The organism is Streptomyces sp. NPDC001153, assembly GCF_053598315.1.
In genome coordinates this window covers 38,561-61,171 of sequence record NZ_JBSFJZ010000046.1, presented here as the reverse complement: position 1 = coordinate 61,171, position 22,611 = coordinate 38,561, and the positions used below count along the sequence as shown (strand labels likewise).

Below are 22,611 nucleotides of genomic sequence, written 5' to 3'. Positions count from 1 at the left end.
GCGCCACAGGCGCAGGTGGTGAAGGCGTGAAATACCGGCCCCAGGTCCTGACCGAGATCAAGAACCGCGGTCCGGCCCCAGGCGGCCACCCAGACCCGTGTCGTCCACCTGATCCGGGCATCGCTCCGCTACACGGGGCGGCAGGACGGGGACAAGACCCGGCCGCCTCCTGCCGCGCATCGGCTGTGATGGCCTGAATGCGCCGGGGCGGTGTCGGTCTTGGTCATATTCTCACCATTCGCTGAACTTCGCCTTTCATGCCGCTGAACTTCGCCTTTCATGCCGCGGTTACCTTTCCAGCAGAGTCAAGGTCAGCTTTGCAGTCAGGAGACCGGTGCAGTGAAGCGACGCAACACAGCCGGCAGGTTCTACGCCCCGCTGGCCGGCGTGCTCCTGGCCCTGTCCGTAGGCGGCTGCAGCACGAGCGGTGGCAGCGCGACTGGTCCGGCGGCCACCTCGTCGGCGTCCGCCACCGTCGGCGGCACGCCCGGGACCGCATCGCACGCCTCGGCTGAGCCTGCCGCCTGGCACAAGTGGGGCCTGACACCGCTGCCCCCGGCTCCCGAGCCCCCGGCGGACAAACCCATCAAGCTGTCCGCGACCGGCCCGGTCCCGGTCTTCGCCCACGTACCGACATCCCAGAAGGTCGTCTTCATCACCGTGGACGACGGACTGGAAAAGGACCCCAGGTTCATCGAGATGATGCGGGACCTGAAGATCCCGATCACGATGTTCCTGATGAACGACGCCATCAAGTCGGACTACGGGTACTTCAAGCCGCTGCAGGCGATGGGCAACCACATCCAGAACCACACCCTGCACCATCCCGCGATGAACACCATCCCGCTGGCCCGCCAGAAGCAAGAGGTGTGCGGCGACCAGAAGGTCCTCACCCAGCAGTTCGGCACCGCCCCGTTCCTCTTCCGGCCGCCCTACGGGGCGTACAACAACAACACCAAGATCGCGGTGGGAGAGTGCGGGCCGCGCGCGATCGTCTGGTGGCGCGAGTCCATGCAGGTACGCAATATGCAGTACCAAGATCCAGACAAGAAGCTGCGTCCCGGCGACATCATCCTCGCCCACTTCCGCGGCCCCGCGGAGCTCAAGGGCGCCACCATGACGGAGATGTTCGCGAATCTGCTCAAGCGCATCCGGGAACAGGGCTTCGCGGTGGCCCGTCTGGAGGACTACATCCAGCCACCGGCCGGACACTGAACCGAGCAGAAACCAGTGCGCTTCGCAGCCGTTGCACTCCTTCGGCCTCGGGGCGCGGGCCGCGCGGTATGCGCCGGAGCCGACTGGATCGGGTCGGGTCGGAACCTCGCCCGACATCTGCTCATCTATCTGACAAAGATCGTATCTCGTAGTTCTGCGAGAGACCTTGAACCCGACGGGTCAAGGCCAAGGAAAGCCCCGGGCACGCCCTCGAACGAAGCGTGGGCAGAGACCGGGCGGAAAGCGCAGGCAGGTAACAGCCCATGGGTCTCACGAGCAACAAAGTGCTGGTGCTGGCGATCGTCATCGCCGCCGTACTGTTCGTCGGCACGGTATGGCTGTGGCCGCGTATGGCCCGGCAGAACTGGCGGGCCGTCAGCGGGCGGGTCGGTCTGCTGCTCGGTACCCAGCTGGCGCTCGTCGCCTCGATGGGCCTCGCCGCCAACCAGGCCTTCGGCTTCTACGCCAGCTGGGCCGACCTGTTCGGCCAGGAGACCGACCAGGGCGTCGTCGTCGACCACATAGCGGGGGGCGGTATCAGCCCCGTCCAAGTGGTCTCCACGTCCCACGTCCTCGGTGCGAGCAGCCCGCTGCCGCAGGTGTCCGGGCAGGTCCAGAAGGTCGACATCATCGGCCGTACGACCCACCTCACCACGCCGGCGTTCGTGTACCTGCCCCCGGAGTACTTCCAGCCGCAGAACCATGCGCGCAAGTTCCCGGTGTCCGTCGTCCTCACGGGTTACCCCGGTACGGCTCAGGCGCTGGTGGACAAACTGCACTACCCGAGCACGGCGCAGCAGCTGGCCAAGGCGGGAAAGATGCAGCCGATGATTCTCGTGATGCTGCGGCCGACCGTGGCGCCGCCGCGGGACACCGAGTGCGTGGACGTTCCCGGCGGCCCGCAGACCGAGACGTTCTTCGCCAAGGATCTGCGCGATGCGGTGATGGCCCGCTACCGGGTCGACAAGACGCCCGCCAGCTGGGGCATCGTCGGCGACTCGACCGGCGGCTACTGCGCGCTGAAGATCGCCATGCACTACCCGAAGGCGTACGCGGCCGCCGCGGGCCTCTCGCCGTACTACAGGGCGCCGATCGACCCCACCACCGGTGACCTCTTCCACGGCAACAAGAACCTGCACAATCGCGCCGACCTCTTCTGGGCGCTCAAGCACCTGCCCGCGCCCGAGACCTCGCTGCTCGTCACCTCGAGCAAGGTCGGTGAGCACAACTACAAGGACACGCTCAAGTTCATCAAGAGCGTGCAGGACACCAACGTGACCAGGATTTCGTCGATCATCCTTCCGAGCGGCGGACACAACTTCAACACCTGGAAGCGGGAGATCCCACCGATGCTGCAGTGGATCAGCACGCGGCTGGTCGCACACTGAGCCATCGGTGCCGACGCCCCGGGCACGCCGTGGTACCGGTGCGCAGCCTTACGAGGCCCTGGGTCCTCGGCGGCCGCCTGTCCCGCGTGTCGCGTGCCCGGTCAGGCGTGCATGGGCGTGGGAGACGCTACAGGTGTTCCTGTCCTGCGATCCGGCGCAGAGTCAGCGCGGCACCCAAGAGCTGGACGCCACGGGCGGTGTGCGGGTCGACGCCGGTCAACTCCGCGACACGGCCCAGGCGGTTGTCAACCGTGTTGGGGTGCACGTCGAGTGCGTGGGCCGTACGGCGCCGGTCGAAGTCACAGTCGAGGAAGGCGGCCACGGTCGCGGTCAGGCCGGGTTGCCGGTCCAGCGCCTCCAGCAGGGCGCCCAGTTCGGGTGCGCTGTCCGGGGCTCCCGAGAGGTGGTATTCGAGCAGCACATCCCGCAGCCGGTACAAGCCTGGTCTGTCCGCGACGGCTGCGATCCGGCGTGCCCGCACGGCCGCGGCAGGGACCTCCTCTGCGGTGCCCGCGGTCGCCGCGCCCACGGTCGACGCTGTCGGAGGACAGGAGGAGAGTCGGTCGGCGACGGCGTCGAGCTCAGTCGACGCGGGCAACAGGACCCAGCCACCGCATTCGTCCGGAAGGCTGAGAACGCGGCCCTCCGCCAGCGGGGCGAGCCGGGCGAGCACCCGACGCAGCAGCCTGCGTACCGCCACAGACGCCTGGGGCCCGAAGGCCCGCACGCCGAGTACGAGATAGCCGGATTCCAGGGACAGCCCGAAACGGGCGGCCACCTCCTCGGGCTCCTCACCACGGATGAGTGCCCGGGCCAGCTCCCGTGCCGCCGCCTGCTGGTCGGCGAGGCCGGCAAGGTACGCCTCCGTGACGTTCTCGACGGTGGCCTGGAGCGCCCTCAGCTCCATCCGGGTCAGGGACTGCAGCGCCGCCTCCTCGCCCGGCCGGGCCAACTCGCTGAGTGCGTCCAGCAGTACCTCGGCACCGACGTGGTACCCCTTGAGCAACTGCACCAGAGGAAGCCCTTCCTCGGCGCGCTCGGCGGCGCGTTCCCGGAACACCCCGATGTCGACGTCCGGCAGGCCCTGCACATGACGGAGGAACCCACGTATCGCGTGGCGGGCCGTCGCCGCGATCTCCACATCCCGCAGCTCTCCGGGCAGGAGATCGAAGCCGGGCACCTCGGCTCGCTGACGTTCCACGATGGCCCTGGCCAGCTGGTTGACCCGCGGTGCGAGACGTGCGGCCAGCTCAATCGCGCCGTCCGGCGCAGCGTCTGGTTGTGACATGTCACAACCGTAGGCAGCCGTCAGTGGGCTCGCGGCCGATTGCCGCGTGCACTCGTCCACGGTGGCATGGGCACCATGAGCTTCTCCCTCACGGACTACGCAGACCAGGTCTGGCAGGGCGCCGTCGACGACAGCATCGTCCGTGCCGGGCAGGCGGGATCCGGCGTCATCGAGGTGGTCGACGGCGTTGGCTGGTACCCCGGCTTCGGCAATGTCATCACCTTCCGCACGAACGGCGAGGTCATCCTGTTCGACACCGGCAACCCGCTGGCCGCCGGCGGGCTCCACCGAGCCGTTCGTGCCTGGAGCCGAGACCCGGTGACCACCGCCGTCTTCTCCCACGGGCACATCGACCATGTCTTCGGGATGGGTCCCTTCGATGCGGAGGATGCCCCACGCCCGACCGTGCTCGCCCACGAGAATGTCGGGGAAAGGTTCGACCGCTACCTGCTGACGGGGGGCTACAACGCTGTCGTCAACCAACGGCAGTTCCAGGCACCGGATCTGACCTGGCCGACTCAGTACCGCAGGCCTGACCTGACATACCGGGACGCACTCACCCTGAGGCGCGGCGACCTGACCTTCGAGCTCTTGCACGTAAGGGGCGAGACCGACGACGCGACCGTCGCCTGGATTCCCGAACACCGCCTCCTGTGCCCCGGTGACATGTTCATCTGGGTGACTCCCAACTGCGGCAACCCCCAGAAGGTGCAGCGCTACCCGCGCGAGTGGGCGCTCGCACTGCGCCGCATGGCGGCCCTGGGCGCGGAGATCATGCTGCCCTCGCACGGAGCACCGGTCTTCGGCGCCGACCGGATCCACCTGGCGCTCACCGAGACCGCGGAATGGCTGGAGAGCCTGGTCCAGCAGACACTGGACGGGCTCAACTCCGGGGCCCGGCTGGACGACCTCGTCCACACCGTACGCCCGCCCGCCCATCTCGCCGACCGGGTCTACCTGCAAGCCAAGTACGACGAACCCGAGTTCATCGTGCGCAACCTGTGGCGGCGCTATGCCGGCTGGTACGACGGCAACCCCGCACACCTCAAACCGGCTCCTGACGGCCAACTCGCCACCGCCTTGGCGGACCTCGCAGGCGGCGCGGCCGTGCTGTCGGATGCGGCCCGACGCTACGCCGACGCGGGCGAGCTGAGGATCGCCGGCCACCTCGCGGAGTTCGCCGTACAGGCCGCCCCCGACGACGCCACCGCGCACGCCGCACGCGCCGACGTCAACCAGGCTCGTGCGGAGTCCGAGGCCTCCCTGATGGCCCAGGGCATCTTCACCTGGGCCGCCGCAGAGTCACGAGAACGGTGTGCCGAGCCCTGACCGGCGCACGGCCGACGGCAAGGCGATCTCACCTCCGTGCCGGATCGCACCGCGCACGACTCCCCCGGACCTGAGGAGCTCCGATGCCCTCCGCACGAGGGCAAGCTCGTCCATGGCGCCGCAGGGCCTGTGCTCTGGCCGCCACCGCGCTTCTTGGCCTGGCTTCGCCGCGGGCCGCCGCAACTCCCGGTCACGCCACCATGGTCAAGACGGCGGCAGACACATCGGCCTTCGACAGTGTTAGAACGGCAGCCTCAGAACCTGCCTCGACGATCTCCATGCCTGGAGCGACGCACACCCCCGTCACGACCCCGTCTACCTCAAACTCGAACTCAAACGGGGCTTCCGGTCCCATGCCGGAATGGGGCCGGCCCAACTGGACCGGCTGGTAGCCGGACACCTCGGTGCCGGGAACCTCTTCACTCCCGCAGACATGCTCGGAGCTGAATACGCCCAGCACCTGGCCGACCTGTCGGCAGCCGGCCGACTCGGAGATGCCTCCATGTGGCCTGCCATGACCCAACCGAGCCCGAACGGCGACCCCCGCCTCGTCCACGATGCCGAACTGCGCCCCTGGTTCGTCGTCTTCGACACCCAGGCCACCCGCTGGCTGAACGACGGTTACACGCTGTCGTGGTACTGCCGCAGCCACTACCTCACCGTCGAAGGCTCGGCCGAAAGCGTCGTCCCCACGCTCGACGACACCCACCCCGACCCCACCGCCGCGGCCCAACGCGTCCAGTACCTCGCCCGGCAAGGCCACTCCAGCGCCACCACCTTCGACTGGATGAACGCACCCGGCGCATTCACCCTCTGGCCCCGAGCCTGCGCCCGCCGGGCCCAAGGCGCTGACCGCCGCGTTCGGCACCCTCGGCTCGGTCGGCATCGCCCTCACCTCTGACCTCTTGAAGGGGGATGCGGCCGCCTTCCGCGAGTTCTGGCACCTGCGGGACGAGGCCGTCGAGGAGGGGCTGTGCCGCTATGCGCCCGGCATCGTCGACCCGCCGGCCGAGATGGGGCCGGCGCTGTGGTCGGCGGTCAACCGCCTCCCGAGGCTGGGCCGGGTGCTGTTCGCTGCGACCGGGTCCATGCCCCCGCCACAGAGTCCGCCCGCTTCACGGCTGCGGGAGCGCTACCTCGACCCCGAGGAGGGCGGCGAAAGCTGACGCTGCCCCGTACGCCTTGCGACGGCGCTCACGACCTACCACTTCGGCTCGCTGCTGGGAAGGCCACCTGCACGGTTCCTGCATATTTCTACCGCGTGTCGTCCCACCTCGCTAGGCTGGCCAACAGGCTGGTGAGCGAGGGGAATAGCGTGCCGGAGCAGGAGCACGACGAGAGGCGAGTTGGTTCGGTGGGCCCCAGCCGGGCGGGAACGGCCCTGTACGAGCGTGACGATGAGGTGGCCGCCGCGCGGGAGGCAGTGGAGGCGCTCTGCACCCGCTCGGCGGACAGCGGTGGTCGACGTGGCGGGCTGCTGTTCCTGAGCGGCGCCGCCGGGCTGGGCAAGACGACTTTGCTGGCCGAGATCCGAGCCATGGCCGCTGCCCGAGGGTGCACGGTCCTGTCCGCGCGCGGCAGCGAGCAGGAGCACACCGTTCCCTTCCACGTCGTCCGGCAGTTGTTGCAACCTGTCCTGGCATCCTGCACCGAGGCCGAACGCCGCGAGATCTTCGGGGGCTGGTACGAGATCGCGGGACCGGCCGTCGGCCTCTTCGCTCAGCAGGCCGGTGCCGCCGTGCCGGATCCACAGGGCGTCCGGGACGGTCTCGACTGGGTCCTCACACAGCTCGCCGTGCGCAAGGCGCCGATCATCACGGTCGTCGACGATGCCCACTGGGGTGATGCGGAGTCCCTCACCTGGCTGGCCACGTTCGCCGTGCGCGTGCAGGAACTTCCCGTCCTGATCGTCCTGGGGTACCGCCCGAACGAACTGCCGGCCGAAGCCGCGGCGTTCCGGGAACTGGTCGGCGGCCGCGGGTCACACCCGATCACCCTGCGCGCTCTCAGCCCTGAGTCGGTCGCGAAACTGGTCCGCGGCGCGCTCGGGCCCGACACGGACGATCCCTTCTGCCGCGAGTGCTGGGCCGTCACCGGCGGCAACCCCTACGAGACCGTCGAACTCGTCGCCAAAGTCCAGGACCGAGGTCTCACCCCCTCGGAGGAGTCGGCTCATCTGCTGCGAGACCTCGGTGCGTCGTCCCGCGGCAGCGGACTGGTCAAGCGGCTGGAGAGGCTCGGCAACCGGGCCGTGCGGCTTGCCTGGTCGGCGGCGGTACTCGGTACGGAGATCTCCCCCGAACTGGCGGCTTCGGTGGCCGGGCTGCCACCGGCCGAGGCCGAGGACGCCACGGACACATTGCGCGTCGCCCGTATCCTGACCGGCACCAGGACGCTCGAGTTCGTCCACCCCCTCATCGCCACTGCCGTGTACCGGGCCATCCCATCGGCGATGCGCACCGCCATACACGGGCAGGCCGCGAGTGCGGTGACCGACGCGGGCCTGAACATCACCGTCGCCGCCCGGCACCTGCTGGAGACCCATCCGGGCAACGACCCGCGGACCGTCGAGCAGCTGCGCGCGGCCGCGCGGGAGAACCTTCGCCAAGGTGCTCCGGACGCCGCTCATCGCTGCCTGGAGCGTGCACTGCGCGAACCGCCCCCGGCCGAGGAGCGTGCGGCCGTACTCTACGAGCTCGGCTGTTCTGCCCTGCTCACCTCCCCGGCCACCACGGTCAACCACCTCTCGGCGGCCCTGGAGCTGCCCGACCTCGACCCCACGCTCAGGGAGGACGCCACTTTCCGGTTGGCCCAGGCGCTCGCCCACAACGACCAGCTCGGCGAAGCAGCTGCTGTGGCGGGGGCGGGGGTTGCCCACGCACGGACACACGGGGCACGGCTGCGCCTACAGGCCGCACACCACCTATGGCTGGTCTTCGACACGCAGGAGGTGCAGGCACCTGTCCGTTCCCGTCGGCTCGCTCGGCTCGCCGAGCACCTGTCCGGACAGAGCGTGGGAGAGAAGGCCTTGTTGTGCCTGCGTACCTGGGATGCCACGCTGCGCGGCGAGCCGGCTGAAAGCGCACTGGCCGTCGCCACACGCGCCGTGGGGCTCAGGTACACCGACCCCGACTGGGGCTTTGAGCTGCCCAGCATTACCGCGCTCGGGTACATGTACGCCGACGAGTGCGACCGCGCAGAGGAGCTGTTCAGCTCCGCCATCGCCGAGTGCCAGCAGGTCGGATGGAGCGGAGCCCACCTCTCCTTCGGCTTCAGCCTCCTCGGGCTGGTCCACTTCCGGCGCGGACTGCTCGTCGAGGCCGAGCGCTGCGCGCGTGAGGCAGTCCGGCTGGCCGACCGCGTCGGACCCAGGTTGCCCGCCAAGTGGTACGCCGTCGGTCTGCTGCTCGACGTCCTGCTGTCCCGCGGCCACACCGAGGAAGCGCTGAACGTCGCCGAGATGCACGACTTCGCGCCCCCTTACCCCAACGCGGTGGTCTTCCCGGACCCCCGGACGCTGTACGGGCGCCTGCTGCTCGTCCGTGGCCGTCGCAAGGAAGCCATCGCCCAACTCACCGCCGCCGGGGAACGACTGGAGGCCAAGGGCATGCTCAATCCGACCTGGTGTCCCTGGGCGGGACACCTCGCCCTCGCCCTCGCCCCGGAGGACCCCGCAGGCGCCCGCGCTCTCGCAGCGCAGACACTGCGCCGAGCGGAGCGTTACGGCACGCCCACCGCCACAGGTGAGGCACTGCGCTTCAGCGCGGCGGTGTCCGAGGACGGGGACGCCCCGGCGCTGCTGGAGCGCGCGGTGGAGACGCTCAGCAAGTCCCCGAATCAGTACCTGTACGCCGAGGCACTGGTTGACCTCGCCATCAGCCTCAGGCGCCGCGGCCGTGCACCCCGGGCGGCTGAACTGCTCCTCGAGGGCGCCGACTTGGCGGAGAGGTGCGGCGCAGATCAGCTCGCGGCGCGAGCGCACGCGGAGCTCGCCGCAGCGGGCCCAGGCCCGAGTGAACTACCCACCACGGCGCGGAGGGAAGAGCGGACAGCAGAGCCAGGCCGTGCGGATACCGAGGAACTACGGCACTGACGCCACCCAGCAGAGGCACGGCACCCCGGACACGACCACCGGTACTGCGCCTGCTTCGTCTCGCCGGCCTCAACGTCACCCACGCGTGTTCCGCGTGCACACCCTGCGGCACCGCCCCAGGGGCCGCACATCATCGCGGCCAGGCTGAAGCTCCTCTTCTCGTTCGTGTGGTCAGTCGTTGCCCGGCCGGTCGTTCCCCGAGGGGACGACCGTGCCGGTGCTCGCCCGGCTGGCGAGGAGGGCGAGTGCCTCCCGCTCTCGCGAGTCCGGTTCGGGGGTGTAGAAGTTGAGTCGGAGGCCGTCCGAACCCGAGAGCGTCACCCTCGCCGGCTGTACGGCGGCACCTGCCACTCCGACATCAACTTCGTCAGGCGGCGTGCTCGGTCTGCTGAGCCAAGGGCTCAAGTGGGCCGGGACCCGAATGGGGCTCCGCCCTCGATCCCGCCACCTACGACGCACCGAGCGGGCCTGACTTCCCCAGTCTCGCCAACTGCACCGACCCACAGGACCGCAGGTCGGTCTTCGACCCTTCGTAGACCGGCCTCACCCGCAACGCTGTTCCCGGCCGGGCTCCAGGTCCCCGTCGGCGAGCTGGGCCGCGTCCTGCGGCGCCCAAGCGCACTGCTCACGGGGCTCGTCCTGCGCCTGGCGATCCCGCTGCTGGTCATCCCCGTCGTCGTGTTCCTGCTGTACCGCTCGCCCGACACCGACGGCGGCAGCGGCCTGGTTACCGCGATGATCCTCATCGTGACGATGCCCGTCGCCCACCCTCCTCAGCCCGCTCACCACGCCCCTGACCTACGTCAACGCCAGCAGTGCCCACGGGTGCCTTCATCGCCCCGCCGCGCCCGCTGCTGCTCGTCGCCGCGCTGACCGTGGCGGCGTCGGTGTGTCTGCTGTCGTTCGTTCTGGGCCGGTGCGCGGCCCGGCTGCCGCGGCTCGACCCGCCCGCCGCCTCGCCTGCGGCATGAACAACAGCAGCGCGAGCGCTGTGCTGCTCACCGCAGCCCTCCCCGACAAGCCGCATCTGCTGTTCCCGGTCCTCGTCCACGGCCGCCTGCTCCAGAAGACGGCCGCGAACCGCGTCGTTCGAGCCCGGGTGCGGCGCCCGGCATGCCCTTCGCCGACGGGCTGAGGCCGCGACCGGCGGCCTTCAGGCCGTGCCGTCCACCGGCCCGTCACGGCCGACCGGGACGAGCAGGGTGAAGGTGGCCGGAGCATGGGCGGTCAGGGAGAGCCGGCCGCCAAGGGAGAACGCCAGATCGCGGGCCAGAGCGAGGCCGATGCCCGTACCCGGCCCGCCACCGCTGTGACCGCGGTCGAACATCCGGGCCGCCGTACCCGGCACTTCACCTTCGTCGGTGACGTCGAAGGCGAGGGCGTCGTCGAGGTCGCGTACGACCAGGCGGACGGTGCCGCGGCCGTGGACGCGGGCGTTGTCCAGCAGGATGTCGAGGATCTCCGTGACCGGCCCGCCAGGCACGGAGAGGTCGTCCGGTACATCCCGGGCGAGGCACGCGAAGCGCCGCCCGATCTGGGCGAACGGGCCATGCCAGCGCTCCTCCGCGGCCCTCAGCACCTGGCCCAGGGTCCGGTCGGGCCCCCTCGGCCTGAGCACCGCCCGGGACGTGGACAGGCGCAGGACCTCTTCCACCGTGTCGTGCAGCCGGCGAGTGGTGGCGAGGGCCTCGGTGAGAACGGGTCGCAGCCGGGCCGCGTCGTCCTGCTCCAGGCCGGACTCCAGCGTCAGCTGAAGGCCGGCCAGGGGCGTGCGCAGCTGGTGGGACGCGTTGGCCGCGAAGTCCCGTTCATGACGCAGGAGTTCGGACAGGCTGTGCAGCATCTCGTTGTGCGTGCGGGCGACCTGGTCGATCTCGGCGATGCTGCTGGAGGCCGCCCGGGCGCCGAGGTCTCCTTCAGTGACGGCCCGGCAGTGCCGGGAGAGGTCCTCCAGCGGCTCGGCCAGGGCCCGCGCCTGACGGCGGGCGACGAGGACGGCGACGGCCAGTGCGACCGCTGCCACGCCCAGCAGAGCCGCCCAGGTCAGGAAGACCCGGTCGCGCACGGCGGCGACCGGGGAGGAGGCCCGTACGACACCGATGACCTGCTCGGCGTGCGAGACGGGCACGGCGACGATCAGGTCACCGCCCGAACGGGTCCGCACGGCCGCACCGCCGAAGGCCTGGCGGACGGCAGAGTCGGCGGCCGCGGGTCCGCTGCCGCCGCGCAGCCGCGCCTGGGGGTCGTACAGGCCGAGGTGCCCGCCGGCCGGAGCCGCGGGCAGCTCCACGGGGTCGCCGGTCACGTAGTCCGGGCTCACGCGGACGGCTGCGGCCAGAGCGGCCCGCTCCAGGGTGTCGCGCTGGTCGGCGTACAGGGCGGAGCGGATGGCCAGGGCCAAGGGAACGGCGAGGAGGACGACGGCGACCAGGGCTGCGACGACGGCGACTCGCACCACGCGCTGTCTCATGCCTTCATCATGCGGCCGCACCGGCGGGCCCGGCCACGCACGCCGCACGTTTTGCCGTCGTCTAACCCTCGCCGAGCAGAGCGTTAACCGGCCCGTTCCTAGCGTCGAGGGTACGACCGTCCGGTCCGAGGGCTTCCCTTTGGAGGGCAGTGGACATGGCAGCACACGTACGGACGTCCGCATTCGTGGGCCTGGCGCTCGTCGCGGCGGTGACGGCGGGCTGCTCGGGATCCGGCTCGTCGGCTTCCAAGAGCCCTCCCGCCTCAGGCTCGCCCTCGTCCTCGTCTGTCGCGGGAGCGCAGAACAACGCGACGCCCACCGAGTCCAACCCGCCCGGTGACATCCCCGACAACCAGGTGTACGTCCCCTTCCACAAAACCGGTTTCACCGTGAAGGTCCCCGAGGGCTGGGCTCGGACCCAGCGGGACGGCACGACGGCCTTCACGGACAAGCTGAACACCGTACAGATCCAGACGGCTTCCGTGCCCACCGCGCCCACGGTCGGCGACGTGACGAAAACCGTCGTCCCACAGCTGCGTGGACAGGTCCCGAAGTTCGCCGCGCCCAAGGTGTCCGAGGTGACCCGGCACGCCGGCCGCGTCGTCCTGCTGACCTACCAGGGGGACTCGGCGAAAAATCAGGTCACCGGCAAGGTCGTGCGGGACGCGTTCGAGCGGTACGCCTTCTACCGGTCCGGCCATGAGGTGGACCTGACCCTGTCCGGGCCGGTCAACGCCGACAACGTCGACCCCTGGAGGATCATCAGCGACTCCTTCGCCTGGCGGTGACCACCATGGCGGACGAGACGGTCCTCACCGCACGTGAGCTGTACCGCTTCTACCGGGCCGGCGAGGAGGAGACGCTCGCCCTGCGCGGGGTGTCCCTGCGGGTGCGGCGCGGCGAGACGGTCGCGGTGGTCGGACCGTCCGGGTCGGGCAAGTCGACCCTGCTGGCCTGTCTGGCCGGGCTCGACGAACCGTCCGGCGGTGAGGTGCGCGTGGGCGGCGTACGGATCAGCCACCGGCCGGAGACCGAACGGGCCCGGCTACGGGCCCGCCACATCGGAGTGCTGCTCCAGACCCGGAACCTGCTGCCCCACATGAGCGTCAGCGACAACATCCGGCTGGCCCAGCGGGCCGCCGCGGGCAGGCCCGCGGTCTCCGCGAAGAAGCTGCTCGGCCAGGTGGAACTCGCCGGGCGGGGCCATGCCCTGCCCCGGCAGCTGTCCGGCGGTGAACTGGCGCGTGCCGGCCTGGCCGTCGCACTCGCCAACTCCCCCGACATCCTGCTGGCCGACGAACCGACCGGCGAACTGGACGGCGAGACGGAACAGGTCGTCCTCGCGCTGCTGCACGACCGGGCCGTCCGAGGCTGCGCCGTGCTGATCGTCACCCACAGCGCGGAGGCCGTACGCGTCGCCGACCGGGTCATCGGCCTGGAGGACGGAAGAACAGTCGGCGCTTCGGCGGAGCCGGAGCGGCAGGAGGCCCCCGATGTCACCGGATGAGCCACTCGTCGTCTGCCGGGAAGCGGCCCTCACCTTCGGCCAGGGCCCACAGGCGGTCGTGGCCGTCCACGGTGCCAACCTGGAGATCGGGTCCGGTGACCGGCTGGCCGTCGTCGGCCCGTCAGGGTCGGGGAAGAGTTCGCTGCTGCACCTGCTGGCGGGGCTGGAACAGCCCACGAGCGGCGCCGTCACCCGGGCCGAGTCCCTCGGGCCGTACGGGATCGGGCTCGTCTTCCAGGGCGACAGCCTGATCCCCGCCCTCAGCGTCGCCGAGAACGCCGCCCTGCCCCTGGTCCTCGCCGACCGCCCTGAACCGCAGGCCCGTGAAGCCGCCCTCGCCGCGCTCGCGCTGGTGGACGCGGCCGACCTCGCCGACCGGCTGCCCGAGGAGATCTCCGGTGGCCAGGCCCAGCGCGTGGCCGCCGCCCGCGTCCTGGCCCAGGCCCCGCGCCTGATCCTCGCCGACGAACCGACCGGCCGCCTCGACCATGCCACCGGCGCGCGCGTGCTGGACGCCCTGCTCACGGCCGCCGACCACACCGGCGCGGCCCTCGTCGTCACCACCCACGACCCCGCCATCGCCGCACGCCTGACCGTCCGGCGCACCATGCGCGACGGCCGGCTGCTCGCACCCGAGGAGGTTCCGTGATCACCGCCTGGGCCCGCGGCCTGGCCCGCCACCGCACCGGACGGCTACTGGCCGCCCTGACCGGGATCGCGCTCGCGGTCGCCCTCGTCGCGGCGCTCGGCTCCTTCCTCACCGCGTCGAAAGCGACCATGACCCAGCGCGCCCTGCGCTCCGTCTCCGTCGACTGGCAGGTCCAGGTCCAGCCCGGCGCCGACGCCGGATCAGTGCTCTCGCTGGTGCGCAAGGCGCCCGGTACCCGGGCCGCTCTCCCGGTCGGCTACGCCCGCACCGCCGGTTTCACCGCCCGCGTGCAGGGCAGCACCCAGACCACCGGTCCCGGCATGGCACTCGGCCTGCCCGACGGCTACCGCACGCTGTTCCCCGACGCGATCCGCACTCTGTCCGGCTCCTCCACCGGTGTCCTGCTGGCCCAGCAGACCGCCTCGAACCTGCACGCCGCTGCCGGCGACACCGTCAGCGTCCAGCTGCCGGGCGCCGGAACCCGCCAGGTGAAGGTGGACGGCGTGGTCGACCTGCCCCAGGCCGACTCCCTCTTCCAGACGGTCGGCGCCCCCAGCCAGTCCCAGCCGACCGCACCCCCGGACAACGTCGTCCTGCTGCCCGCCGCCCGGTTCGCCGCCCTCACGCACGGCTCCACCGGTACGACCACCCAGATCCATGTCGCCCGCGACAGCGCACGCCTGCCCTCCGACCCGGCCGCCGCCTACACCGCCGTCACCCGCGCCGCCCACAACCTGGAAGCGCGCTCCGCCGGCACCGCACTCGTCGGTGACAACGTCGGTGCCGCCCTCGACTCCGCCCGCCAGGACGCCCTGTACGCCCAGATCCTCTTCCTCTTCCTCGGCGTCCCCGGCGCGGTCCTGGCCGCCGCACTGACCGTCGCGGTCGCCTCCGCCGGTGGCGAGCGGCGCCGCCAGGAACAGGGCCTGCTGCGGCTGCGCGGCCTGCGCCCCGGCCAGATCACCGCCCTCGCCGGTCTGGAAGCGGCGCTGATCGGCCTGCTCGGCGGCCTGGCCGGACTGGGCATCGCCGCGCTGACCGGGCGCCTCGCCTTCGGCACCGCGTCCTTCGGGACGGGCGCGGGCACCTGGGCGGCCTGGTACGCGATCGCCTTCGTACTCGGCGCCACCGTGGCCGCCTGCGCCGTCCTCGTCCCCGCACTGCGTGACCTGCGCACGGTGACCGTCGCCGAGACCCGCAAGGAATCCGGCGCGCGCGGCGCCCGCAACCCCTGGTGGGCGCGCTACGGCCTGGACTTCGCTCTGCTGATCGGCTCCTGGCTGGTCTTCCGCGCCTCCTCCGGCAACCAGTACGCCCTCGTCCTCGCCCCCGAGGGCGTGCCCAGCATCTCCGTGTCGTACTGGGCGTTCCTCGGCCCCGCACTGCTGTGGATCGGAGCCGCCCTGCTCCTGTGGCGTCTGACCCTGCTGGCCCTCGCCCACGGCCGCCCCGCCCTCGCCCGGCTGGCCCGACCGCTGACCGCGAACCTCGCCGGCACCACAGCCGCCACCCTCTCCCGGCGCCGCCGCCCCCTCGCCCGCTCTGTGGTGCTGCTCGCCCTCGCCGTGTCCTTCGCGATGTCCACGGCCGTCTTCAACGCCACCTACCGGCAACAGGCCGAGGTCGACGCCCGGCTGACCAACGGCGCCGACGTCACCGCCACCGAACCACCCGGCGCCCACGTCCCGCCCGGCGCCGCCGGCACGCTGAAGGTCTCCGGTGTACGCCACGTCGAACCGCTCCAGCACCGCTTCGCCTACGTCGGCTCCGACCTCCAGGACCTCTACGGCGTCCGCCCCGGCACCATCGCCCAGGCAACCTCCCTCCAGGACGCCTACTTCGCGGGCGGCACCGCCCAGCAGCTCATGCGACGACTCGCCGAGATGCCCGACAACCTGCTGGTCAGCGCCGAGACCGTCAACGACTTCCAGCTCTCCCCCGGCGACACCGTCAACCTGCGCATCCAGGACGCCCGCACCAAGGCCCTGCGCACAGTCCCCTTCCACTACGCCGGCATCGTCAAGGAATTCCCCACGGCCCCCAAGGACAGCTTCTTCGTCGCCAACGCCACCTACATCACGCAGGCGACCGGCAGCGACGCGGTGGGCGCCTTCCTCCTCGACACGGGGGGCACCCACCAGCAGCAGATCGCCGCACACCTGCGGGCGAAGCTCGGCACCGCCGCCACCGTCACCGACATCACCCAGACCCGCGGCACCGTCGGCACCAGCCTGACCTCCGTCGATCTGGCCGGCCTCACCCGTATCGAGCTGGCCTTCGCCGTCCTGCTGGCCGCCGGCGCCGGCGGCCTCGTCCTCGCCCTCGGGCTCGCCGAACGCCGCCGCACCTTCGCCATCGCCACCGTCCTCGGCGCCCCCACCCGCCGGCTGCGCGGCATGGTCCTCACCGAAGCCCTGCTCCTGGCCGTCGCCGGCCTGGCCGGAGGCGCCCTCATCGGCTGGGCCCTCTCCGAGATGCTGGTCAAGGTCCTCACCGGCGTCTTCGACCCGCCGCCCGCCACCCTGGCGGTGCCCGGCGGCTACCTGACGCTCACCGCACTGGCCGCTCTGATCGCCGTACTGGCCGCGGCCCTGAACGGAATCCGCGGCACTCGACGTCCCGCCGTCGAGGAACTGCGCGACCTGTGAACCAGCGCGCGACGACCGACGTGTCTACCCTGTCGGCCATGGGCACGCCCGCCGCACCGGACAACGGCCGCTTCCGGGTCCTCGTGGTCGAGGACGACGACGTCATCGGCCACTACCTCCAGACCGGCCTGCAAGGCAACGGCTACACCACCACCTGGAGCCGCACCGGCGCCGCCGGTCTCACCGAGGCGACCCGGGTTTCGTACGACGCCCTGCTCCTGGACCTCGGCCTGCCCGACATGGACGGCCTGGACGTCGCCCGCACCCTGCGCGGCCGATGCCGGGATCTGCTGATCATCATCCTCACCGCCCGCACCGACGACATCGACGTCATCGCCGGACTGGACGCCGGCGCCGACGACTACCTCGTCAAACCCTTCAGCCTCACCGTCCTCCTGGCCCGCCTCCGCGCCCACCTGCGTCGCCGGACCTTCACCACACCCGCCCAGCAGCCGATCCACCTCGGCGACCTCGTCGTCGACCCCACGGCGCGCCGCTGCCACCTGCACGACGAAGAAATCCCCCTGCGCCCCAAGGAGTTCGAACTGCTCGCCCTCCTCGCCCGACACGCGGGCGAGGCCGTCTCCCGCGAGACCCTCATGGCCGAGATCTGGGACGAGAACTGGTTCGGCTCCACCAAGACCCTCGACGTCACCATGGCCGCCCTCCGCCGCCGCCTCACCGACGCCTCCGAAACAAGCCCCTGCCCCAGCCACCTGCCCCGCATCACCACGCTCAGAGGACACGGCTACCGCATGGATCCGTGACCGACTTCGTTCACACCGGCGCCCTGCGGTCCCCAGCCGCTTCCGGCGTTGGTGACCATCGCTGCAGGTGGTCCGTTCCCCGACTCTCTCGCCCATCGGCTCTTCCGGCACCAACTACGCCGCATCGGGGCCTCGGTGGCCACGATGCCGCCCCTGCCGGGCGAAGGCCCAGCGGGACCTCGGGTTGACCGACGATTCTCGCCGCGGCATGCAGCGTGTGGCGGCCGCCGGCGGTCGGCTCGCTTCCGCCGCTCGACGGGGGCTGGCACACCTGAGCCGAGTCTCCGGAGATTTCCCTGCGGCGGTGGTGTCCGCCGAGAGGCTGGGCTGGGATGGGCGGCACCATCGGGTGCTGGGGGACGTGTGGTGGGTTCAGGGCCACATGGAACGGGCGGCAGGCACGCCTGGCCCGCCCTGCTCCACCAACGCCCTCACCCTGCTGCGGCTACCGGCATGGGGTGACCGCGACAAGAACATCGCGGCCGCTCTGGTGCGTCATCAGCCCGTCTGGGGTTCACCCAGCGGTAGTCCCGAGTCACGCAGCCAAGCCTCGCCGGCCGGGGTCCGGGCGACGCGAGAACCGAGGGAGACATAGACACGGAACTCACCGGGGACCGGCTCGGCGTGCTGCTCGGTCCAGACGCTGTTCAGACAGAGTCGGACGCCACAGCCCTTGAAACCGGGCAGGCCCCGCCAGCCGCAGTTCCAGCTGACGTTCATGTTCAGTGGCCCGAGTGCTGAGACCATCCGGTCCAGTTCCTCCTCGGTGCAGTCGTCCTCAGGCTCGCTGTCCAGGTCGCCGAAAGGGGCAGTCGCGGCCAGGGTAAGAGTCAGGCCTTCGGGCAGCGGCCACAGGTCGGCCAGCTCCGGACGCAGCGGCATGTCCCCGATGAACCAGCCGCTCAGCTCCTCCCAGTCGACCGGGACATCGCGGCGCTGCAGTTCGTGCACAAAGGTTTCGAAGCCAGGCAGGGCCCGGTCCCAGACGGCCCGCGCGGCGCCGAACGTGCGCAGTGCGTGCACGTACTGTTCGGCCGTGGTGACCAGCTCCAGGTGGGGCCAGGGAATGGTCTTCCATTCGGCCAGGTCCTGCATGATCGCGCGTGCCTGTGACAGCGCGCTCGGCGCATCGGGAAAAGACTTGCGAACCCGATAGAGAATCGACATGGACAAGAGATTTCCCTCTCGCGCAAGGGTGGGGGCGGGGCGTTTTCCTGATGGCACGCCCCGCCCCTGTCCTTGTTTTACGCGTACCGGGTACGGAATGCTCCGAACGGCCCAGTCAGATAGTCAGTGCCGTTGCAGCAACCCCCATCGTCGGGTACTTGCTCGCGAGATCGTAGCTCCCCAGGTCGGTGCCGCGTCCGGTGCAGGTCCTGGTATTTGCGGACCCATGCCTTGACCTCGGAGGCATCGACCAGGTTGGGGACCTGTATGAAGACCTCGTTGACATCCGTACCTCGGACCCTCCCGTCCAGTCCTGGCGCCAACGCAGTTGCTTGACAGCCTCCCTGAGTTGTCCAGGGTGAGCGGCGCTTCGGGCCCTTCCTTTTCTCAAGCGGGGCACCGGCGATCTCCACCTCGTGCTCCAGCCCCTTCTTCGCCCCATGGACGGCGGCGCCAGTACGGATCGTCGAAAGCCGAGACGGCCTCGCCCTTGTTGTGCTCGATGAGGGTGCGAGCCGCCCTGTTGGCACCCGACGTAACCCTCTCCACGTCGTCCGCGAAGTGCCGCCATGTCTTCGCCGCGTCCCGCAGCCCGCCCCTCATCTGCGGCCGGCCACCACATCCGAGTCATGTCCTGGACGATCTTGCGGGCCTTGTCCGCAGTGCTCACCGGTGCGTGCCCTCACCGCCGTGGTCGAGGCCGACACTCGTCGTCATCGGCTTGGGACAGGCTTGGGCCATTGTCCCGCCGGTGCGCGCTCCACCGGCGGCAGTACCAAGCCGGGGCAGTAGCGCCCTGATGGCGGCTCATGCCAAGAGAGGTGTCTGCGGCGGAGTCGTGCCCTCCCGCACAGAACCCTTCGCCCCGAGGGGCCGCGATCATGAACGCCGGTCCGGCCGGCCCCAGGGCGACCGGATACAGTGCGCGAGACGGCAGCCCGGTCAGGGAGGGGAAGCATGACCGCCACCAGCAACACCCGGCCCGCCGAGGGTGAAGCGCGAGCGCCGCGGCAGAGCCGACTGCACCGCCTCATGCGCTACATCCCCCTGATCGCCCCCGTCCTGCTGTGGACCGTGCCCTGCTGGGTGCTCCTGTACACCGGCCAGCACTGGCCGCTGCCCGTCACACTGGTCGGCACCGCCCTGTTCGCCCTCGGCCTCGTCGGTATGCCTCTCGCGATGATGCGCGGCCACGGCCGGCGCCAGCAGGACCGGGCGGCGATCGTCGGTGACACCCTGCTGGGCACCAGCTGGGTTCTGTTCACCTGGTCCGTTCTGCTCGGCGTCCTGTTGCGGCTCGCCCTGACCGTGGCCGGCGTCGGCGAGAGTCAGGACCGGGCCCGAATCGTCACGTGGACCGTCTTCGGCGTGACCGCCGTGCTGCTCGGCTGGGGGTACGCCGAGGCCCGCCGCGTGCCACGCGTGCGCCGACTCGACGTGCAACTCCCACGGCTGGGCGCCGGGCTGGACGGCATCCGCGTCGTCCTCATCACCGACACCCACTACGGCCCACTCGATCGCGCCCGCTGGTCGGCACGGGTCTGCGAGACGGTGAACACCCTGGAAGCCGACCTGGTCTGCCACACCGGCGACATCGCGGACGGCACGGCCGAACGCCGCCGCGCACAGGCCGCCCCACTCGGCACCGTGCGGGCCACCCGGGCCCGGGTCTACGTCACCGGCAACCACGAGTACTACAGCGAGGCCCAGGGCTGGGTCGACCTCATGGACGAGCTGGGCTGGGAGCCACTGCGCAACCGCCATCTGCTGCTCGAACGCGGAGGCGACACCCTCGTCGTCGCCGGCGTGGACGACGTCACCGCCGAGTCCTCCGGCCTGGCAGGCCACCGTGCCCACCTCGCCGGAGCCCTGGACGGCGCCGACCCCGACCTGCCCGTCCTGCTCCTGGCACACCAGCCCAAGTTCGTCGACCGGGCGGCAGCCGCCGGCATCGACCTCCAGCTCTCCGGCCACACCCACGGCGGCCAGATCTGGCCCTTCCACCACCTGGTCCGCATCGACCAGCCCGCCCTCGCCGGCCTCAGCCACCACGGCACCCGCACCCTCCTCTACACCAGCCGCGGCACCGGCTTCTGGGGCCCGCCCTTCCGCGTCTTCGCCCCCAGCGAGATCACCCTGCTCGTACTCCGCTCCCCGCACCCGCCCACCTCGCCGTAGACGGGGCGGACCAACCCGTCCCCTTGGAGGCGTCCTCAAGCTGAGGCGGCGCGGCGGCAACAGATGACCAGACTCGTCCCGCCGAGGACAAGATCCGGACCAGCCCCGGGATTCGGTGTGCGCGGACACTCCGCTTCCGGCGACTGCGACCCCATTGACCGTGGCGCAGCGCGGGCTGGCATGGCCTCCCCGTCGCGGCGACCGGAACCTCGCCGACAACCTGCTCGACAACCTGCTCGACTACCTGCTGCTCGAGCGCGGTCGCCTGGACTTCCGGAGGTTCCTGCGGTGACCCGCGACCTCGGCCTGAACGGGCACGTGTCCGAGCCGGTCGAGGACGAGCACGCGCTCGTCGGCGCGTACGCCGTGGGTTCTGAGGGTGGTTCAGGCGAGGGCGCTGATCCCGTCCTAAGATCCAGCGCCGGCACCTGGAGTGTCACGGCATGACAGGTTCGACTCGAAGAACCCGGATACGAGCAACTCCTCCTTCGCCATGACATCGGAGGTCGGCGCGGTGCCGGTGTCCGAGGCGATCTCGTCGGGCGTCATCACCCCGCTCAGCTGCGGCATCAGCACCTCGGCGTCGGTCAGGGAGCCGTGCCGCGTCCCCGGCAGCGTAATGTCGGCATGCCGGCCAGTGCTGTGCGCCAGCACCGCGGCGCACGACGGGTCGTCGGCGGCCGTGCACGCGTCCGGGGCGTCGCTGGAGAGGATCAGGAAGGGCTTGCTCAGTCCGTGCTGCGCGACGGGTGAGAAATTCGTGTCCGTCGGCGCGCCGAAGACGTACTCGAGCGTCCCGTCCATGTTGATCCCCGCCTTGATCCGCGGGTCCTCGTACATGGCCTCGAGCGTGGCGAACCCGCCGCCCGAGTGGCCGAACATACCGACCCGGCCGAGGTCGAGTGCCGGCCCGAGACCGGCGGGCAGCGGCGCGTGCTCGGCGTCGGGGTTCCGACCGCCGGTGAGGCGGGTCAGCGAGTCGAGCACGAACTTCGTGTCCGCGACCCGGGTGCCAAGCACAACCGCCTCAAGGAACTGGGTCTCCGTCCCGTCCGCGACCGCCTGCGCGTCCATCTGGAGGAGCCGGCTCGACGCGACCCGGCCGCCGGGGAACTCGACTGCGGAGGCATCGTACGTCGGGTCGACGGTCACCACGACGTATCCCTCGCTCGCCAACTGGTCGACGAGCACCGAGTCCCACGACCGCACGTCCCCCAGGCCCGGCGAGTACAGCACCACCGGGAACCTGCCGGAGGCCGCCGGCGCTCCCATGTGCTCAAAGGTCTCGATGGCCGCGTAGTCGATCGTGGTCCCCTTGGGGACGTTGTAGTTGTAGACGTCTGCCAGGGCGTTGAAGCCCGCGCTGGCCCCCGACGTCATCAGCGGCGCCCTTTGGTACTCCGCGGCATGCTGAGCCGGGTAGACGACGCTGGTCATGAGCTCGCGGTATGTCTGGGGCGGGTGGTACCGATCAGGACGGGATGAATCGATCAGATGCAGGTTCACGACTCCGACCTGGTACGGCCCGGTAGGCCGCGGCAGTTGAGGCGTCGCCGCAGACGGCGCGGACTTCGTTGCCTTTGTCGGCTTCGCGCCGCCGGCAACGGCGCTCGCTCCTGAAGGGAACACGGCAAGCGCGACGATGGACACGGCGGTCAGGCACGACATGGCAGCGGTCTTCCGCATCAGAACTCACCTTCACATGTCAGGTCTCGATGCTCCACAGCCCGAATTGATGGTGGTCTGCGATACCTCAATCCTCTCGATCACCCCGCCGCGCGAGCCATCCCGCTGCCACGACGGTCTCAGGTAGGGCTGGCCCCACTACGCAGATCGCTGATCGATGACCGTGCCGGCTCTCGGATCGAGTACTGCGCCGGTCACGGCCCCGGACCGGTCGGAGGCGAGAAGG

Annotated in this window: 19 protein-coding genes and 1 pseudogene; 14 read left to right on the top strand and 6 right to left on the bottom strand. The window is 70.7% G+C overall.

Annotation, left to right across the window (positions count from 1 at the left end):
- Positions 1-339 precede the first annotated feature (339 nt).
- On the top strand, positions 340-1,215 hold the full coding sequence (locus ACWDEN_RS38390) for a polysaccharide deacetylase family protein (RefSeq protein ID WP_351615384.1): 876 nt from the start codon (positions 340-342) through the stop codon (positions 1,213-1,215).
- A 263-nt stretch (positions 1,216-1,478) separates the two neighbouring features.
- A complete protein-coding gene (locus tag ACWDEN_RS38385) occupies positions 1,479-2,603 on the top strand; it encodes an alpha/beta hydrolase (protein WP_351615387.1) in 1,125 nt (374 codons plus the stop codon).
- A gap of 127 nt (positions 2,604-2,730) precedes the next feature.
- Here the strand turns inward: ACWDEN_RS38385 and ACWDEN_RS38380 are convergent, their stop codons facing one another.
- Positions 2,731-3,891, bottom strand: coding sequence for a PucR family transcriptional regulator (locus ACWDEN_RS38380; protein WP_450862547.1), 1,161 nt, complete (start codon positions 3,889-3,891; stop codon positions 2,731-2,733).
- 75 nt (positions 3,892-3,966) lie between these two features.
- On the opposite strand from ACWDEN_RS38380, the gene ACWDEN_RS38375 reads away from it, so the two are divergent.
- Complete coding sequence (locus tag ACWDEN_RS38375) at positions 3,967-5,220, top strand: alkyl sulfatase dimerization domain-containing protein (protein ID WP_450862545.1); 1,254 nt, start codon at positions 3,967-3,969, stop codon at positions 5,218-5,220.
- Between the two features lie 190 nt (positions 5,221-5,410).
- Here ACWDEN_RS38375 and ACWDEN_RS38370 read toward each other — a convergent pair whose 3' ends face one another.
- A complete protein-coding gene (locus ACWDEN_RS38370) occupies positions 5,411-5,680 on the bottom strand; it encodes a hypothetical protein (RefSeq protein WP_450862543.1) in 270 nt (89 codons plus the stop codon).
- A gap of 54 nt (positions 5,681-5,734) precedes the next feature.
- Here ACWDEN_RS38370 and ACWDEN_RS38365 point away from each other — a divergent pair, with 54 nt between their 5' ends.
- From ACWDEN_RS38365 to ACWDEN_RS38355, 3 genes are all read left to right on the top strand, one after another.
- On the top strand, positions 5,735-6,121 hold the full coding sequence (locus tag ACWDEN_RS38365) for a hypothetical protein (protein WP_450862541.1): 387 nt from the start codon (positions 5,735-5,737) through the stop codon (positions 6,119-6,121).
- Complete coding sequence (locus ACWDEN_RS38360; protein ID WP_450862586.1) at positions 6,069-6,386, top strand: helix-turn-helix domain-containing protein; 318 nt, start codon at positions 6,069-6,071, stop codon at positions 6,384-6,386. The genes ACWDEN_RS38365 and ACWDEN_RS38360 overlap by 53 nt, the downstream gene beginning before the upstream one ends.
- A gap of 149 nt (positions 6,387-6,535) precedes the next feature.
- Entirely contained in the window at positions 6,536-9,313 is a 2,778-nt protein-coding gene (locus tag ACWDEN_RS38355) for an ATP-binding protein (RefSeq protein ID WP_450862539.1), read from the top strand.
- A 171-nt stretch (positions 9,314-9,484) separates the two neighbouring features.
- Here the strand turns inward: ACWDEN_RS38355 and ACWDEN_RS38350 are convergent, their stop codons facing one another.
- Entirely contained in the window at positions 9,485-9,634 is a 150-nt protein-coding gene (locus ACWDEN_RS38350; RefSeq protein WP_450862537.1) for a hypothetical protein, read from the bottom strand.
- Positions 9,635-9,868: 234 nt separating this feature from the next.
- Here ACWDEN_RS38350 and ACWDEN_RS38345 point away from each other — a divergent pair.
- Positions 9,869-10,448, top strand: a pseudogene (locus tag ACWDEN_RS38345) (sodium-dependent transporter); the annotation flags it as partial.
- A gap of 18 nt (positions 10,449-10,466) precedes the next feature.
- On the opposite strand, the gene ACWDEN_RS38340 reads toward ACWDEN_RS38345, so the two are convergent.
- Positions 10,467-11,783, bottom strand: coding sequence for a HAMP domain-containing sensor histidine kinase (locus tag ACWDEN_RS38340; protein ID WP_450862535.1), 1,317 nt, complete (start codon positions 11,781-11,783; stop codon positions 10,467-10,469).
- A gap of 155 nt (positions 11,784-11,938) precedes the next feature.
- Here ACWDEN_RS38340 and ACWDEN_RS38335 point away from each other — a divergent pair, with 155 nt between their 5' ends.
- From ACWDEN_RS38335 to ACWDEN_RS38315, 5 genes are read left to right on the top strand one after another with little or no spacing between them, the layout of a single operon-like run.
- Positions 11,939-12,571, top strand: a complete 633-nt coding sequence (locus ACWDEN_RS38335) for a hypothetical protein (protein ID WP_450862533.1) — start codon at positions 11,939-11,941, stop codon at positions 12,569-12,571.
- 5 nt (positions 12,572-12,576) lie between these two features.
- Complete coding sequence (locus tag ACWDEN_RS38330; protein WP_351609108.1) at positions 12,577-13,290, top strand: ABC transporter ATP-binding protein; 714 nt, start codon at positions 12,577-12,579, stop codon at positions 13,288-13,290.
- Positions 13,277-13,939 (top strand): ABC transporter ATP-binding protein, encoded by a 663-nt coding sequence (locus ACWDEN_RS38325; protein ID WP_450862531.1) that lies wholly within the window; start codon positions 13,277-13,279, stop codon positions 13,937-13,939. Before ACWDEN_RS38330 ends, ACWDEN_RS38325 begins: the two co-directional genes overlap by 14 nt.
- A complete protein-coding gene (locus ACWDEN_RS38320; protein WP_351609102.1) occupies positions 13,936-16,587 on the top strand; it encodes an FtsX-like permease family protein in 2,652 nt (883 codons plus the stop codon). The genes ACWDEN_RS38325 and ACWDEN_RS38320 overlap by 4 nt, the downstream gene beginning before the upstream one ends.
- 38 nt (positions 16,588-16,625) lie before the next feature.
- Entirely contained in the window at positions 16,626-17,354 is a 729-nt protein-coding gene (locus ACWDEN_RS38315) for a response regulator transcription factor (RefSeq protein ID WP_351609099.1), read from the top strand.
- A 498-nt stretch (positions 17,355-17,852) separates the two neighbouring features.
- Here the strand turns inward: ACWDEN_RS38315 and ACWDEN_RS38310 are convergent, their stop codons facing one another.
- The gene (locus ACWDEN_RS38310; protein WP_351609097.1) at positions 17,853-18,521 is read right to left on the bottom strand and encodes a hypothetical protein; all 669 of its coding nucleotides are present in this window, start codon (positions 18,519-18,521) and stop codon (positions 17,853-17,855) included.
- Positions 18,522-19,478: 957 nt separating this feature from the next.
- Here ACWDEN_RS38310 and ACWDEN_RS38305 point away from each other — a divergent pair.
- Together ACWDEN_RS38305 and ACWDEN_RS38300 are read left to right on the top strand one after the other, a co-directional pair.
- Positions 19,479-20,699: a metallophosphoesterase gene (locus tag ACWDEN_RS38305; RefSeq protein ID WP_351609094.1), complete on the top strand. Its 1,221-nt coding sequence runs from the start codon at positions 19,479-19,481 to the stop codon at positions 20,697-20,699.
- Positions 20,700-20,859: 160 nt separating this feature from the next.
- Positions 20,860-20,991 (top strand): hypothetical protein, encoded by a 132-nt coding sequence (locus ACWDEN_RS38300; protein ID WP_351609092.1) that lies wholly within the window; start codon positions 20,860-20,862, stop codon positions 20,989-20,991.
- Positions 20,992-21,107: 116 nt separating this feature from the next.
- On the opposite strand, the gene ACWDEN_RS38295 is transcribed toward ACWDEN_RS38300, so the two are convergent.
- Positions 21,108-22,367 (bottom strand): alpha/beta hydrolase family protein, encoded by a 1,260-nt coding sequence (locus tag ACWDEN_RS38295; RefSeq protein ID WP_351609142.1) that lies wholly within the window; start codon positions 22,365-22,367, stop codon positions 21,108-21,110.
- Between the last annotated feature and the right edge of the window lie 244 nt (positions 22,368-22,611).